At 53.3% G+C, this 15,286-nt stretch carries 14 protein-coding genes; 8 read left to right on the forward strand and 6 right to left on the reverse strand.

Annotated elements, in window-relative coordinates:
- Positions 1-101: 101 nt before the first annotated feature.
- From mrdA to lipB, 7 genes are all read left to right on the forward strand, one after another.
- Positions 102-1,994 carry a penicillin-binding protein 2 gene (gene mrdA, locus VSS37_RS14190; RefSeq protein WP_324696270.1) on the forward strand — a complete coding sequence of 631 codons (1,893 nt, stop codon included), beginning with the start codon at positions 102-104 and terminating at the stop codon, positions 1,992-1,994.
- Positions 1,987-3,099 (forward strand): rod shape-determining protein RodA, encoded by a 1,113-nt coding sequence (gene rodA / locus VSS37_RS14195; RefSeq protein WP_324696271.1) that lies wholly within the window; start codon positions 1,987-1,989, stop codon positions 3,097-3,099. Before mrdA ends, rodA begins: the two co-directional genes overlap by 8 nt.
- Positions 3,100-3,143: 44 nt before the next feature.
- Positions 3,144-4,328: a lytic murein transglycosylase B gene (gene mltB, locus VSS37_RS14200; protein WP_324696273.1), complete on the forward strand. Its 1,185-nt coding sequence runs from the start codon at positions 3,144-3,146 to the stop codon at positions 4,326-4,328.
- 74 nt (positions 4,329-4,402) lie between these two features.
- On the forward strand, positions 4,403-5,245 hold the full coding sequence (locus VSS37_RS14205) for a septal ring lytic transglycosylase RlpA family protein (protein WP_324696275.1): 843 nt from the start codon (positions 4,403-4,405) through the stop codon (positions 5,243-5,245).
- Between the two features lie 60 nt (positions 5,246-5,305).
- Positions 5,306-6,559 carry a D-alanyl-D-alanine carboxypeptidase family protein gene (locus tag VSS37_RS14210; protein ID WP_324696277.1) on the forward strand — a complete coding sequence of 418 codons (1,254 nt, stop codon included), beginning with the start codon at positions 5,306-5,308 and terminating at the stop codon, positions 6,557-6,559.
- Positions 6,560-6,576: 17 nt separating this feature from the next.
- A complete protein-coding gene (locus VSS37_RS14215) occupies positions 6,577-6,858 on the forward strand; it encodes a YbeD family protein (protein ID WP_324696278.1) in 282 nt (93 codons plus the stop codon).
- A 47-nt stretch (positions 6,859-6,905) separates the two neighbouring features.
- Positions 6,906-7,532, forward strand: a complete 627-nt coding sequence (gene lipB / locus VSS37_RS14220) for a lipoyl(octanoyl) transferase LipB (RefSeq protein ID WP_324696343.1) — start codon at positions 6,906-6,908, stop codon at positions 7,530-7,532.
- Here the strand turns inward: lipB and coq7 are convergent.
- The 5 genes from coq7 to VSS37_RS14245 form a co-directional block, all read right to left on the reverse strand.
- Positions 7,523-8,167 carry a 2-polyprenyl-3-methyl-6-methoxy-1,4-benzoquinone monooxygenase gene (gene coq7, locus VSS37_RS14225; protein WP_324696279.1) on the reverse strand — a complete coding sequence of 215 codons (645 nt, stop codon included), beginning with the start codon at positions 8,165-8,167 and terminating at the stop codon, positions 7,523-7,525. The genes lipB and coq7 overlap by 10 nt on opposite strands.
- An 18-nt stretch (positions 8,168-8,185) precedes the next feature.
- Complete coding sequence (locus tag VSS37_RS14230; protein WP_324696281.1) at positions 8,186-8,839, reverse strand: thiol:disulfide interchange protein DsbA/DsbL; 654 nt, start codon at positions 8,837-8,839, stop codon at positions 8,186-8,188.
- An 84-nt stretch (positions 8,840-8,923) separates the two neighbouring features.
- Positions 8,924-10,093: a c-type cytochrome biogenesis protein CcsB gene (gene ccsB / locus VSS37_RS14235; RefSeq protein ID WP_324696283.1), complete on the reverse strand. Its 1,170-nt coding sequence runs from the start codon at positions 10,091-10,093 to the stop codon at positions 8,924-8,926.
- Complete coding sequence (locus VSS37_RS14240; protein WP_324696285.1) at positions 10,068-12,083, reverse strand: cytochrome c biogenesis protein ResB; 2,016 nt, start codon at positions 12,081-12,083, stop codon at positions 10,068-10,070. Before VSS37_RS14240 ends, ccsB begins: the two co-directional genes overlap by 26 nt.
- Before the next feature lie 96 nt (positions 12,084-12,179).
- Positions 12,180-12,806 (reverse strand): c-type cytochrome, encoded by a 627-nt coding sequence (locus tag VSS37_RS14245; RefSeq protein ID WP_324696286.1) that lies wholly within the window; start codon positions 12,804-12,806, stop codon positions 12,180-12,182.
- Between the two features lie 126 nt (positions 12,807-12,932).
- Here VSS37_RS14245 and yihA point away from each other — a divergent pair, with 126 nt between their 5' ends.
- Positions 12,933-13,727, forward strand: a complete 795-nt coding sequence (gene yihA / locus VSS37_RS14250) for a ribosome biogenesis GTP-binding protein YihA/YsxC (RefSeq protein WP_324696288.1) — start codon at positions 12,933-12,935, stop codon at positions 13,725-13,727.
- A gap of 387 nt (positions 13,728-14,114) precedes the next feature.
- Here yihA and VSS37_RS14255 read toward each other — a convergent pair whose 3' ends face one another.
- The gene (locus VSS37_RS14255; protein ID WP_324696290.1) at positions 14,115-15,263 is read right to left on the reverse strand and encodes a Do family serine endopeptidase; all 1,149 of its coding nucleotides are present in this window, start codon (positions 15,261-15,263) and stop codon (positions 14,115-14,117) included.
- Between the last annotated feature and the right edge of the window lie 23 nt (positions 15,264-15,286).

A 15,286-nucleotide genomic window follows, 5' to 3' on the forward strand; every position in this document is an offset into this window, starting at 1 on the left:
CTGATATAGTCGCCCGGTTTCAGGCCGGGCTGACGGGATGCTTGCAGCATTGAGGATTCATGAGTGACAGACCCATTAAACTTGAGCGCGATGAGCAACATATGTTTAACATACGTGCGCTCATCGCGGGTGTGCTCATCCTGTTCGCCTTGTTGGGAATTCTTGGCAGGCTCTACCAGCTTCAGGTCATCCAATTCGACAAATACGCCGAACTGTCCCGGCAGCATTATCAGAAGCGTATTCCGATCCCCCCTAATCGCGGCCAGATTTACGACCGTAATGGCGTCTTGTTGGCAGATAGCCATACGCAATATGTTTTGGAAGTGGTGCGCGACAATATTGGCGATGAAAATGGCGACGGCAAGTCGACGCTTGCCGACATTGATGGCCTGCTTGAGCGCCTCGGCAAACTGATTCCGCTGGAAGAGAAGGAGGTGCGGGCTTTCAAGACGCAGGTGCGGCGCTTCAAATATCAGCCAATCCCTATCCGTGAAAACCTGACGGAAGAGGAAATCGCCGCATTTGCGGTGAACCGTCCCCGTTTCCCCGGCGTGAATATGGAAGTGCGCATGGAGCGCTTTTACCCGTTGGGCAGGCTTGCCAGCCATGTCATTGGATATGTGGGCCGCATTGACGCCCACGATCTGGAACGGGTGGACAAAAATGAATATATCGGCACGACCCACATCGGTAAGTCCGGTGTCGAGGCTTCGCATGAAGACCGCCTGCATGGGCGGGCGGGTTACCACCTGATTGAGGTGGACGCGCACGGCAAGCAACAGTCCGTCGTCAGTGAAAAAGCGCCGGTGGGTGGGCAGGATTTGTTTCTCGGGCTGGATATCAACCTGCAACGCACAGCGGAAAAATTGCTGGAGGGCGAACGTGGGGCAATCATTGCGATGGATCCCAGCAATGGCGAAGTGCTGGCGTTGGTGAGCGTGCCGACGTTTGACCCCAACCTCTTCATCAATGGCATTTCCCACAAGGATTACAGTGATCTGCGGGATAATCCCGACCGCCCTTTGTTCAATCGCGCATTGCAAGGCACGTATCCGCCCGGTTCAACCATCAAGCCGATGGTGGGGGTGGCGGGATTGGCGGAAAAAGTCATCACACCGGGTTCGCGGGTGCATGATCCGGGTTTCTTCCGCTTGTCCGGCCAGAAACATGTTTTCCGCTGCTGGAACAAGCGGGGCCATGGTTCGGTTGACCTGAAATACGCTATCCAGCAATCCTGCGACACTTACTTCTACGATCTGGCTTACCGGATGGGGATTGACCGCTTTTCCAATTTCATGCGCAAGTTTGGCTTTGGGGAGAAGACCGGCATTGACCTCCCTTCCGAAGCCACTGGCCTGATGCCTTCCAAAAAGTGGAAGGAAGACCGTTACAAACGTGACTGGTTTCCGGGGGACACGGTCAATATTGGCATTGGCCAGGGGTATTGGCTGGCGACGCCCGTGCAGTTGGCGCATGCGGTCACCATCATGGCCAACCATGGTGTCCGTTTGAAACCGCACATCCTGCGGGGCGTGCGCATCACCCGCAACCAACAGGAAAGCGTGCTCAAGCCAGAGCCCTTTCCGCCGGTGGAGGTTGACGAGCGTTTCTGGCGGTTGGCGATCCAGGGGATGGAAAATGTTATGCGGCCCGGCGGTACGGCGCGTGCTGCGGGGGCGGGGGCGGCTTACCGGATCGCCGGTAAAACCGGGACGGCGCAGGTTTTTGGCTTGGCCGGTGGCAAGTACAATGCAGGCCGGATCGCCAAGCGGTTGCGTGACCATGCATTGTTTATCGGTTTTGCGCCGGTGGATAACCCCAAGATTGCGGTGTCGGTCATTGTTGAAAACTCCTCGGGCAGCGGCGGCCATACGGCGGCTCCAATCGGGCGCAAGATCATGGACGCTTACCTGCTGAAACAATACGGGGATGACAAGTTGTCGCCATCAGAGACCGAAACAGACGCCAGTGGCGCGGAGGACCCGCATGATTAATAGCCTTTTGCCTTCATGGCTGGTTGTCGCCCTGCAACGGGTTGATGCTGTGCTGCTGGCTGTCCTTTCCTTGCTGGTTTTCCTGGGGTTGGCGACCCTCTATAGCGCCAGTGATGCCGATATGGATCAGGTTCAGCGACAGATTGTGAATTTTTTGATTGGCCTGGGTTTGCTGGTTATTTTTTCACAAATTTCCAGCAAAACCCTGCGGCTGTGGTCTATTTGGCTGTATGGCGCTGGCGTGACCTTGTTGGTGTTGGTGCTGGTGATCGGCGTCACCAAAAAAGGCGCGCAGCGTTGGTTATACGTTGGCACGGACATTCAGCCTGCGGAAATCATGAAGCTGGCGGTGCCAATGATGCTGGCTTATTACTTTTCGGAAAAGCCCCTGCCGCCGCGCTTTATTGACGTGGTGATTGCGCTGTTGCTGGTGTTTGTGCCGATGTTGTTGATTATGAAACAACCGGATTTGGGCACCGCCCTGTTGATAGCAACCTCTGGGTTTTTCGTCATTTATTTGGCGGGCATGTCCTGGTGGCTGATTAGCAGTGGCTTGATGCTGGTGTCGGTGGCGGCACCTTTGTTGTATTTTTTCGGCATGCATGATTACCAGCGGCGGCGCATCGATACACTTTTGAATCCCGAATCCGATTTGTTGGGAACTGGTTACCATATTTACCAGTCAAAAATTGCGATTGGTTCTGGTGGGTTTTACGGAAAGGGCTGGATGAATGGGGATCAGTCCCATCTGGATTTTCTGCCGGAACGGCATACGGACTTCATTTTCGCGGTTTTTGGCGAAGAATTCGGGCTGGTGGGCAATCTGATCCTGATGGGGTTGTACCTGTTCATTATCTGGCGTGGTTTGTATCTGGCCAGTAAGGGGGAGGATACGTTCGCCCGTCTCCTGGGTGGAGGTCTTAGTGTGTCATTCTTTTTCTATCTGTTTGTGAATTCCGGCATGGTCAGTGGGTTGCTGCCTGTGGTCGGTGTGCCTTTGCCCCTGGTGAGTTACGGGGGGACATCGGTGGTGACGCTAATGATGAGTTTTGGCATTATCATGGGCATGAGAAAGCGCAAACGTATCTATCAACAGGAGGGCTGAAGACGGATTTTCTGGCGCTTCCTAAAGGTTATCAGGAGAGAAAGATGGGAATCATGCAGGATTCACCTATAGGGAAGAAAACGCTTGGTCAATTAGCCGTCCTAACAGTGTTGGGCAGCCTGTTGGGGGGGTGCGGCACACCACCCGGCTCGGCCAGCCCACAATGGCCGTGGGTATTTTCACCGCCTTCATCAGCTCCTCCGGGGCAAACTGCGCCTCCTCCCACCGCTGGGGTGCCGCCTCGTGGCAATACAGTGCCACCTGCAACGACAACGCCGCGTCAGCCGAACAATAATTATGCGCAAGGGTTGCGGGGCGATTACGCCAGCTATCCGGCCTTGCGCCAGTTCATCGGCAAGATGAACAGCCAGCATGGTTTCGATGTCGCATTTCTGGAGCAGACATTCTCTGGTGTCCAGCGTGATTCCGAAGCCTTGACCAAGGTCGGCGCGCCAGCGGAAGGTCAGGGGTGGCGTGCGTACCGCCCGATTTTCCTGACCGAAGAGCGTATCCGCGGCGGGGTGGACTTCTGGAACCGCAATCAGGCGTTGCTGGACGCAGCTACCCGTCAGTATGGCGTCGACCCTGAATATCTGGTCGCCATTATTGGGGTGGAAACCCAATACGGCAAAAATACGGGAGCCCATAACGTATTGTCAGCGTTGACGACGCTGGGTTTTGATTACCCGCGCCGCGCCAGTTTCTATCAAAAGGAGCTGGAGCAGTTCCTGTTGCTGTCGCGTGAGGAGCGGGTACGGCCACAAATTTTCAAGGGGTCTTACGCAGGGGCAATGGGGCTTGGGCAGTTTATTTCCAGCAGTTACCGCAGCTACGCCATTGATGGCAATCGTGACGGTAAACGCGATATGTGGAACCCTCAAGATGCCATTCCAAGTGTGGCCAATTACTTCGCCAAAAATGGCTGGAAGCGGGGCGGGGGTGTGGCGGTGCCTGCATATGTTTCAGGCGGTGGCTATGCTAGTATTGCCGAGACAACGGCCAAAAAGCCTTCCCGCACCTTGGGCCAGTTGCTGGCGAGTGGAGTCAGGCCGCAAGGGGCGCTTAATTCCTCCAAGGTCAGTTTGATCAAGCTGGAAGGTTCGACGGATGAGTATTGGGTGGGTGGTGAAAACTTCTATGTTATTACCCGGTATAATCCCAATGTGAAATATGCGATGGCAGTTCACCAGTTGGCTCAGGCCATCCGTCAGCGCAAGTTTGGTTTATGACAGGTAAACTTCGAAAGGGCTGGCCTGTGCGCAGGCCAGTTTCTCTAACTGGGCAATGATAAAAGCTGGAAAATATGATGACAATAAACTGGCAAGTTTCGGGCATTCTGTTGGCCTCCGTCATGATGGTGTTGGCAGCATGCAGCAGTAATGGCGCCAACAAGGCTGAGGCGGTTGCGGCTGCCGGGGCGGCGGGGCAAGACGCGGCAAACAGTGCTGCGGCGCGGGGTGGCTGCGGCAATGACGCCAACTATACGATTAATGATCAGTCCTATCATGTGTTGAATTCTGCTGATGGTTATACTGAAAGCGGGACAGCCGCTTGGTATGGTGCCGAGTATCAAGGCACTGAAACAGCGGGCTGTGAAGTGTTTGACATGTATGGCTATTCAGCTGCGCACCGGACATTGCCGCTCCCCAGTTTTGCACGCGTCACCAATCAACAGAATGGCAAGAGTATTGTTGTGCGCATCAATGACCGTGGCCCCTTTGATTCAGGTGACTTGATCCAGCTTTCATTTGCGGCGGCGAATGCGCTTGGCATCAAGGCCCGTAGCGGTGCGCCAGTCCAGGTGGAAGCCATTGCGCAAAGCCAACTTCCAGCGGATATGCAGATGCCAGCTGCGCCACCGCCTCCTGCCGTTGCCATGAACCCGAAACCGTCAGAGCCGGTGGACAAGTCCAAGCCTTATTATGTGATTGCAGGCACTTGGCCAGACCAGAACACTGCGTTGGATATGTTTGTGCGCCTGACCTCGGTTGGGTTGGGTAAAGCCGAAATGGCGACGGCGAAACAAGATGGGCGTGAAATGTACCAAGTCAGGATCGGTCCACTTTACAATCAGGATCAGATCGATAATGTGAAGGATATGCTGGAAAGTAATGGGCTGACCAAGTTCAAGGTGGTTGCGCGTTAGCTGTGTCTCCGTTACCGTAGGCGTCGTGTGAAATAATCCGTGTCAGTAAAGGGGCAGGTAATGCTTATAAGGACTTTTAGGCCGCTGTTGCTGGTGTTGATGTTGGCGGTGGGTGTCGCTGTTGCCGAACCAAAGGCCGACCCGCAGGTTGCCGCGCAACAGGCGGAAGAACCCGCCCCTAAAGAGATGTCTACAGCCCCCTATAACGATCCGTCGCTTCCGGCAGAAATTATTGCGCTGGCTCCGGGTGTCCCGGAAATTGAGGCGAAAAGTTATCTGCTGGTGGATTTCCAAAGTGGTGAGGAACTGGCGGGGATCAACCCCAGCATGCGCATTGAACCTGCCAGCATCACCAAGCTGATGACGGCTTACCTCATTTATCAGGAGTTGGGCAAAGGCAGCATCAAGCTGGATGATGAAGTGTTGATCAGTGAGCGGGCCTGGAAAATGGAAGGCTCCCGCATGTTTGCCGAGTTGGGCAAGAAAGTGCGGCTGGAGCTGCTGCTCAAGGGCATGATCATCCAGTCTGGCAATGATGCGGCGGTTGCCTTGGCCGAACATCTGGCAGGCAGTGAAGATGCCTTTGTTGAGCGTATGAACAAGACTGCTGCCGATCTGGGCATGAAGGACACCCACTATGTGAATGTGACCGGTTGGCCAGCTCAAGACCATTATTCCAGCGCGCGTGACATCGTCAAATTGGCGACCGCCCTGATCAATAATTTCCCAGAGTGGTACAAGCTTTATTCAGTAAAAGAATTTAGCTACAACAATATCAAGCAGCAAAACCGCAATAGGTTACTGTGGCGCGATCCTACGGTGGATGGGCTGAAGACAGGCCATACCGAATCGGCGGGCTTCTGCTTGGTGGCGTCGGCCAAACGCGACAATATGCGCCTGATTTCCGTTGTGTTAGGGGCCAAGAGTGAGGACGAGCGTGCCAATACTAGCCAGCGTTTGTTGGAATATGGTTTCCGCACCTTTGAGACTCACCAGCTATATGATGCGGGGGCAGTGTTGGCGAATGTGAGGGTATGGAAAGGCGACAAAGCGGAAGTGCCAGCGGGTGTGGTGGACAATTTGTTTGTCAGCATCACCAAAGGGCGTTACGACAAGCTGAAGGGCGGCATGCAGGTTGATAAAGGCATTGACGCCCCCATTAAGAGGGGAGATACACTGGGTAAGATCATCATTACCGACCAGGAGCTGGGCAAGGTTGTCAAGGAAACGCCATTGATGGCGTTGGAGGATGTGCCGGAAGGTGGCTGGTGGCGTAAGTTGATGGATGGCATCCAGAAGTTTTTCGCCGATTAATTGGGAGGGTGTGGGACATGGAGCGGTTTGGGCAAAGGGAAGAGCTGGTGCTGGAGTTCCCGTGCGATTTTCCTATCAAGGTGGTGGGGCGCACGGCGCTGGAGTTCCACGCGCGCGTGTGCGAAATCGTTTGTCGGCATGACGGCAGTTTTGACCCTTCCGAAAACATGCAAACGCGGGAAAGTTCTGCGGGCAAATACCAAAGCCTGACGGTGAATTTACGCGCCACCAGTAAGGAACAGATCGATGCGGTCTATCAGGAACTGAAAGCTTGCGAGCTGGTGCTGTGGGCGTTGTAGGAAAGGATAACGGTGTCTTCAATCCGTCTCCGCGCGCTGTCGATGCTTTGCCTGTCAGGCTACTGGGGCAGGCGGCATATGAGCCAGTGTGGCGGAAGATGCAGGGCTTCACCCAACAGCGCAATGCTGAAACGCTGGATGAATTGTGGGTGGTGGAGCATTCGCCGGTGTTTACCCTGGGTCGCAATGGCAAGCCGGAACATGTGCTGGCTCCCGGAAATATTCCTGTTGTCCGCATTGACCGTGGGGGGCAGGTGACTTATCACGGCCCTGGCCAACTGGTGGTGTATTTGCTGCTTGATATACGGCGGCGGGGGATTGGGGTGCGTGAACTGGTTATCCTGATTGAGCAGTCGATCATCAATTTACTGGCGGGGCATGGTGTTGCAGCGGCTGGTGACAGGGATGCGCCTGGGGTTTATGTGCAAGGGAGCAAGGTTGCGGCGTTGGGTCTGCGGGTATCAAAGGGATGCACTTACCACGGCCTAAGCCTGAATGTGGACATGAACCTGGAACCTTTTCAGCGCATCAACCCTTGTGGCTACGCTGGTTTGCAGGTGACGCAATGCAAGGACTTGGGCATCCGGCGCACACCCTTGGAGCTTGCCAGTGAGTTGTGCAAGCAGCTTGCCGCCCTGCTGGGCTATGCGGGGCTGGATTGGCCTCAAATGTAATAAGTGCTCTTGGTCATCACTTTTGACATTAATGGCATTAAGACTTTGCGCACCGGGAAGGGTAATTTCGCCCCGCCGGATTGCAGTGCCACATGGCCATGATGCGCCTCATCTTCCTTCATTTTCTGCAGGATCGCCATATCAGGCAGGGCATGGGCTGGCAGGCGGTTGATGTGTTCCTCCAGGTGCTTGATCACTTGGTCTTCGGTTTCTTTGACGAAGCCAAGGCTCCACCTGTCACCGATCTTGCCAGCCAGCGCACCAATCGTGAATGAGCCCCAGTAGAAGAATGGGTTCAACAGGCTTTTTTTGCCGCCGAGTTCCTGCAAACGTTTTTCCGTCCAGTTCAGATGGTCATTTTCCTCCATGGCGGAGCGGTCCATTTGCGCCTTGATGTCCGGGCGGTTGGCTGTCATGGCTTGCCCACGGTACAACGCTTGGGCGGACACTTCACCAGTATGGTTGATGCGCATTAGGCGGCGGATCAGGTCACGATCCCCTTCGCTGAGGGGGGCAGTTTCCTGCACCCCTTCAGCGGGATTCGGGCGTTCGGTGGTGGGGGCGGTGGCGTGTACTACGCGCATGGACTGGTCGATTTCGATCAGTATTTTGTCGAGCAGGCTGAGTTTGCGCATCGTATAAGCCTCCGTTCCTTACTTTGTTTCCCGTTTGATCAGGTAATCCATGACTTTCAGCAGCTTGTCCTCATTGCCAACCATGCTGGGGCTGGTTTTGTATTTGCCGTTGATAATAACCAATGGGACAGAATCTGCTTTGGACATTTGGCCAACTTCATCGGCGCGCGCCATCATGGCGTTAAGCTCCATGGATTGCAGGGCGTTGTTGACCTGGTCAGTGCTAAAGCCAAGGTCAGTGAAAAAACGGGTCAGCGCTTCATCATTGTCGATTCTGCGGCGTTGTTGCTGTATCGCATCAAAAATCTTGCTGTGGACACGCTTGCTGCCGTCTGGATCCAGCAATTGGCCGACGTAATACAGGCGTGCGTGGTACGTCCAACGGGGGCTTAGTGTCGCGGGCACGCGCTGGAACACGACATTGTCGGGTTTGTGTTGCAGGAATTTGTTGATGGTGGGTTCCATATGGTAGCAGTGCGGGCAGCCATACCAGAACAGTTCGGTGACTTCCACCTTCCCTGCTGGGGCCTGGACAGGTATCGGCGGTGAAATCAGGGCGTAATCGGTTCCTTCCTTGAACTCATCCGCCTGACCGGATTCCGGCACACAACCTGTCAGGACAAGCACTATCGTCATTACCAGGCCGAGGGTATGGCCAAACACATTTTTCATTGTTTCATTGTCTCCCTGTATGTTTCGTTGGATGTGCAGAGGTTTGTCGTTGTGGATTGCCCTTGTTCAGACTCGTTCATGGGATCAAAGTTCACCATAAGAATGCAGGCCGGAAAGAAACATATTGACTCCCAAAAATGCGAATAGGGTGACAAACAGGCCGACCACTGCCCACCAAGCCATCGGCGCGCCGCGCCAGCCCTTGGAGAAGCGTAGGTGCAACCAAGCGGCATAATTCAGCCAGACAATCAGCGCCCAGGTTTCTTTCGGATCCCATGACCAGTAACCGCCCCAGGCTTCCGCCGCCCACATGGCACCGAGTATGGTGGCGATGGTGAAAAATGCGAATCCCAAGGCGATAGCTTTATAGGTGATGTCGTCCAGCATCTCCAGCGTTGGCAGGCGCAGCGTGATAAAGCCTTGCGGATCACCATAGGTTTTCAATAGATAGGCGACGCTGGTCATGGCGGCCAGGGCAAATGAGCCATAACCGACAAAATTGGCGGGCACATGGATTTTCATCCAGTAACTTTTCAGTGCTGGCACCAGCGGCAGGATTTTGTCAGCGTCGCGTTCGAAGCTGTACCACAACAGAAAGCCAACCGCTGCACTGATGACCAGCAGGACAAAGCCACCCAGCGCACGATTTTTATAACGTCCTTCGTAGTACAGGTAAAGCAGGCCGGTAATCAGGCAGAACAGGATGAAGACTTCGTACAAGTTGCTGACCGGGATATGCCCGAATTCGGGGTCAATCAGATAGGATTCATACCAACGCACCATTAGGCCGGTCAGCCCCATGATCAGCGCCGCCCAGGTCAGCGAGGAGCCGGTTTTCTGTATAAATTCACTGCCAGTGAACAGGCCGCCGAAATAGGCGACTGTCGCCATGACAAATAGGGCGCTCATCCACATGACTGCCGACTGGCTGGAAAACAGGAATCTCAGCCCAAACACCTTTTCAGCGTTGCCATAATCGCCGCCATACAACCAGATGCCGAGCAGGCTAAAGGCGGCGACTGTCAATGCATACGGCTGGATTGCTTTCCAGTACCAACCTAGCGCAATGAGGCCGGGAGTTGTCAGGCTAAGGATGCCGATTTCATAAGCGTCCATATTGCCGCCATAACGGCTGAAAACTAAGGCGGCGGCGGCCAGCACAATGCCCGCCCATAACCAATCCGCCAGTTTCAATTGTCTGAACAGGTTGGGTTGTTCAATCAGGGAGTCAATCGCTTGCTGTGGAACGGACATGATTCACCTCTTGTGCCATCGCTTGCTGGAAAATACCTTGCAATTTGTTGAAGTAACTATCAAATTCTGGCTGATTACGGTTGCTGCTGCCAGTCACGACAACCTCTGAGCGGTTGTTTTCCCGTGGCGTAATCCAGACCCATATTCTACGATGCGCAACATAGAATAGTAGGAATACCCCCACTGCCAGCATGACACTGCCAAAGTACACGACTGGCTTGCCGGGTGAGCGGGTGATCTGCAAGCCAGAGGCCTCAATCTGTTTGAAGCTGGTCATTTGCAGGAACCACGGGGAGCCGTAAGCGGAAATTTTGTCGACCGCCATAATGCTGTCATCGAAAAACTGCCAGTCGGCATCGCTTGGTTCGCCTGTTACCCCTTCCTGTTTCAATGTTTCCAAGTACAAGGCCCGTAATGAGGCATTCAGGACTTTCATGAAGGCGTCGGCGGCGTTCGCACGCTGGTTCTCGGGAAAGCGCTCGGTGATTTCCTGCATGACGCCTTCTGAACCCTTGCTGGAAAACAGGTTGGTCAGACGAACCATGGATTCAACCACTTGGTTTTCCAACTCCGGTTTTTGGATGGCTGTTTCCTGCATGGATGTCTGGGTGGTCGCCAACGCCGATTTTTTCACAAGTTCCGGGTTCTGGATATTGGACAGGAAGGTCATGAAACGGTCGATGCCGCCCTTAGGGTCGAGCGGAATGTGCAGGTAGCGGAACGGTTCGGCCGGTGTGCCACGCACCCCGCTGATAAGGTAGCGTTGCCCTTTGATGTCGATCGGGCTCATGTAGTTTTGGTATTCCATCGCCTGCCCGGTGGCGTCACGCACTTTGAAGGTGATGCTGGGGCCGATGTTTTGCTTTTTGGTTTTGCCGTCTGGCCCCTCGATGTCGTTAATGTTAAACAGGCGGAAATCGTTCAGCTCCAGTTTGTACTGTTTGTTGTCGCGTGTCAGATTGTAGTCGCTGAAAATCTTGCCATCCATGTTTTGCGCCGCTTGCGGGTTGTTGAATGGATAGAGGCGCAGTTTGACTTCGGAGCCGCCATCGCCGAAGTTGGCTTGGTAAATGGCTATGCCTTTGTATACCAGCGGGTGGTTGACGGCGATGGTGGTCGCCAGGGGCTTGGGCTCGCTTTTGTCATGGATGACCAAGTCGCTCTCGAAAGATTTGGGCATGCCAGTCGAGTAATGTTCCACGCGGAAGTCTTTCACTTCCACATCAAATGGCAGGTATTGCACCAAGTAACCATCGCGCACTGGCAGGAAAATGACGTTGGCCCGGTTGCCTTCCGGTATGTCGACCGAACCTCGGTAAGCGGCATTGCTGGCGGGCAGTTGGCTGATGGCGGGCACTTCAGCCACCGGAATAGTGCGGGTTTCTGGCTTGAGTTTGCCCTCCCATTCGGCGATGCGGATGGCGAGGCTGCCATTATCCAGGATGCCTGCCCCCAGTAGGATCACAATCATGCCAATGTGGGTGAACCAATATCCCCAGTGATTGGCGCGCCCCTTCATGCCTGCGACCACGATATGGCTGTCAGCCACTTTCTGGCGGGTTTTGAACCCTTGGGCAGCCAGGATGCGCTGCGCCATGGCATGCGCGTCCTGACTGCTCAATTCGCTGCTAAGGGATAATTGATGCTTCATCGCCCGCAATGACTTTTCCTGCGCATTTTCACGAAAGTGGCGGAGTTCGCGCAAGATACCAGGCGTGTTGCGCCCAACACAGGTCGCAATGGATAGCAGCAGAAACGTGAGGATGGCCAGGAACCAAGCGGCTGAATACATGTCGTACAGGCCCAGCGATTTGAATATGTCAAACCAGAATGGCCCGAACTTGATTTCGTAGTCGGTATAAGGTTGGTTTTGTTTAAGAATGGTTCCGATAATGGAAGCTATCGCCACCACCATCAGCAAGCTGATAGCCAAGTTCATGGAACCCAGGAATTTGATCAAGCGTGCAACGGCAGTGGGGGAGCTTTTCATACCACAAAATCGTCCAGACAGGAGGGTGCATTAAAACAACAAAGGGTGGCAAAAGCCACCCCCTGTTTTACTTCAGTCCATTACCAAATAGTAATTTTACTGCTTAAGACCGGCAATGTACTCGGCAACGGCATTGATTTCGGCATCTGTCATTTTAGCTGCAATATTGCGCATCATTTTGCCAGCATCATTGGCGCGTTCGCCTTTGCGGAATGCGTTCAGTTGGTTTTTGATATAGGTGGTCTGCTGGCCGTGCAGTGACGGGAAGTTGGAGGCTGGGTTGCCTGCGCCGTTAGGGCCGTGGCAAGCAGCACAGGCTGCCACGCCGGAGGCATTGTTGCCGCCTTTATATACTTGTTCGCCAAGAGCGACCTGGGTTTGGTCAGCTTCGCCAGGTTTGAGGGATTGAGATGAAAAATAAGCCGCCAAGTCGGCCATGTCCTGCTCGCTCAGTGGTTTGGCCATCGGTGCCATGGTGGCGTTGGTGCGCTCATCATTTTTGAAGTTGGTCAGCTGTTTGATGATGTAGTTTGCGTGTTGGGCTGCCAGTTTTGGCCATTCAGGATTGGTGCTGTTGCCGTCCGCGCCATGGCATGCAGTACAGGTGGCGGATTTGGTTTTGCCTGCGTCAGCATTGCCGACTATTTTTCCTTCTTCTGCCCAAACAGATGTGGCGACGCTAATAGCCATACCGGTCAGTACAAGCAAGAGTGCTTTTTTCATCTCGAAGTGCTCCTAAGATATCTACAAAATCTGTCATTCGTTCGGTTATTGTGTCCGGACGACTCCCTGTGCCCGTCCTGAGCAAGACACGCTGCCTAACCGTCTTGCTGCGGTTGAGGCGACAACTTGCAATCATGTCTGACGCATTTTAATCTGCATCAGCTGACGCAGGCATACCATGATCCACACGCCCTACAGCTTTTCCGGTGTGTCGCAGCCATCGCTTTGGTGATGCACCCTGAAAAAACGACTGGATTGTATACCATATTCTGTCTCGATTCCGCAAAAATATTAGAGAACGCTAACATTATGAATCATTACTTTCAGCAAGCCCGCTTTCTGCAAAGCGCAACCACCCGTAAGACGTTGCCTGCGGAAAGGGGGTTGGAAATTGCATTTGCAGGCCGCTCCAATGCCGGAAAGTCTAGCGTCATTAATCAGGTATGTTCGCAGAAATCATTGGCCAGAACCAGCAAGACACCAGGGCGCACGCAACTAATAAACTTTTTCTGTTTGCCGGATGGTGATTTTCTGGTTGATTTGCCTGGCTATGGCTACGCCAAAGTGCCAGAGCCGGTCAAACTGGAGTGGCAGAAGTTCATTGAGTCTTACTTAACGCAACGCAATACATTACGAGGCTTAGTGTTGGTTATGGATATTCGCCATCCAATGACGGAGTACGACCAAACAATGTTGCGTTGGGCGCAGGGCAGGGCTTTGCCTGTGCATATCTTGTTGAATAAGGCTGACAAGCTTACCCGTGGAGCAAGTGCGAATGTGCTATTGCAGGTGCGTAAGACCCTATCTGGTTTTGGGGTGGTTTCCGTACAAACTTTTTCCGCCTTGAGCAAGAATGGGCTAGATGAGTGCTGGGATATTCTAGATCAGTGGCTTGGGCGTGACGCTGATAGACAAGGATGATGTGTTTTGGATGGTGGTGTTCAGGAAGAGTTCATTTCAATCAAGGTAAGCTTACCTTGTAAAAAGGAACCCCGGCCAAACAGGGGGTCTAAAAAGCCGGGGTTTAACGAACAGGCTTGGATTGGGGACACCAAACCTGTATCCGTAAACAGAAAGCACAGATGCCGGGCTTAAGCATCATAAAAACGCACTTTCTGATACTTCACGGAAACTTTTAATTGATAAATATCTTATTGCTCAATGAGCTTATACAAGATAATAGCTTGTTTTGTTACGTTATAAAAATAAAATACTTTAATCCGTCATTGTTTTTTGTGTATGGTCGGCTTCATGTGATTCTACCCAGCTCATTGGCTTTTATCAAGAATCAACCTATTGTGTAATTGTTTATTGCGGATTTTTTTCCCAAAAAGGCTGGCTTCCTGGTTTTTGGATGGCGACAGCGGATGATGGCGTTGAGTTGCTAGCTCCAGGGGTGCCAATTGTAACGGTTATATTCCTTGGCCTTCCCGCTCGAAGCAGTGTCATGTGAACCTCACTGCCAATTCTTAGGTCGCCCACCATGTTTTTAACATCAACTGCACCCGTAATATTCTTGCTGTTAAGTTGCAGAATGATATCGCCAGCCTGAACACCGGATTTTTCTGCTGGTGAGCCAGGAATAATCTGGTTGATGATGGCGCCTTCATTGGGCGGGAGCCCAAAATTACGCGCCATTTCTGTATCAACATCCTGAACTTCAATGCCCAGTTGGCCTCGCTCAACTTTGCCATACTTGATGATTTGGGTAATGACGCCAGCGGCTGTATTAATCGGTACGGCAAAGCCTATGCCTAGATTTCCACCTGCCTGATCGCCAAGAATGGCGGTATTGATGCCAACAAGTTCTCCGCGCAAATTGACCAGGGGGCCACCTGAGTTGCCCAAGTTGATGGGGGCGTCTGTTTGGATAAAGTCTTCATACTCACTGATGCCTGGATTGCGGTGCAGGGCGCTGATAATGCCAGAGGTGACGGTCTGGCCAATACTGTAAGGGTTGCCGATTGCAACGACAAAATCACCCACCCGCAAATGGTCAGAATCGCCGAAGCGCATGGCGGTCAGGCGTTCAGGCGGGATTTGCAGCACGGCCAGATCTGCGCGGGGGTCAATGCCTACCACTTCGGCGATGAATTTACGGCCATCTTTTAGTGTGACGTAAATCGTATCGGCTCCCTCAATAACATGCGCATTGGTTAATATATGGCCGCGCTGGGCATGAATGATGACTCCTGAGCCTGTGCCACTGATTTGCCGGTCACCACCAGGTGATGACTCACCAAAAAAACGCCTGAAGAACGGGTCGCTCAGTAAGGAGTCGTTAAGCGGCTGATGTCCCTCTGTGGTGATGTTGACAACAGCGGGCGTCACCTTTTCTAGCATGGAGGCCAGTGATGGCAATGCTTGGCCGTTGATTTCGGCAGGGAGCGCTGCACAGGCGAGATTAGGCCCCGCCAGTGGCAGAATAAGTGTCGCTGCTAAGGCCATATTGCGCATTACAGGTAACATAACCATATTTT

It is taken from the genome of Candidatus Thiothrix phosphatis, from assembly GCF_035668035.1.
Lineage (GTDB): Bacteria > Pseudomonadota > Gammaproteobacteria > Thiotrichales > Thiotrichaceae > Thiothrix > Thiothrix phosphatis.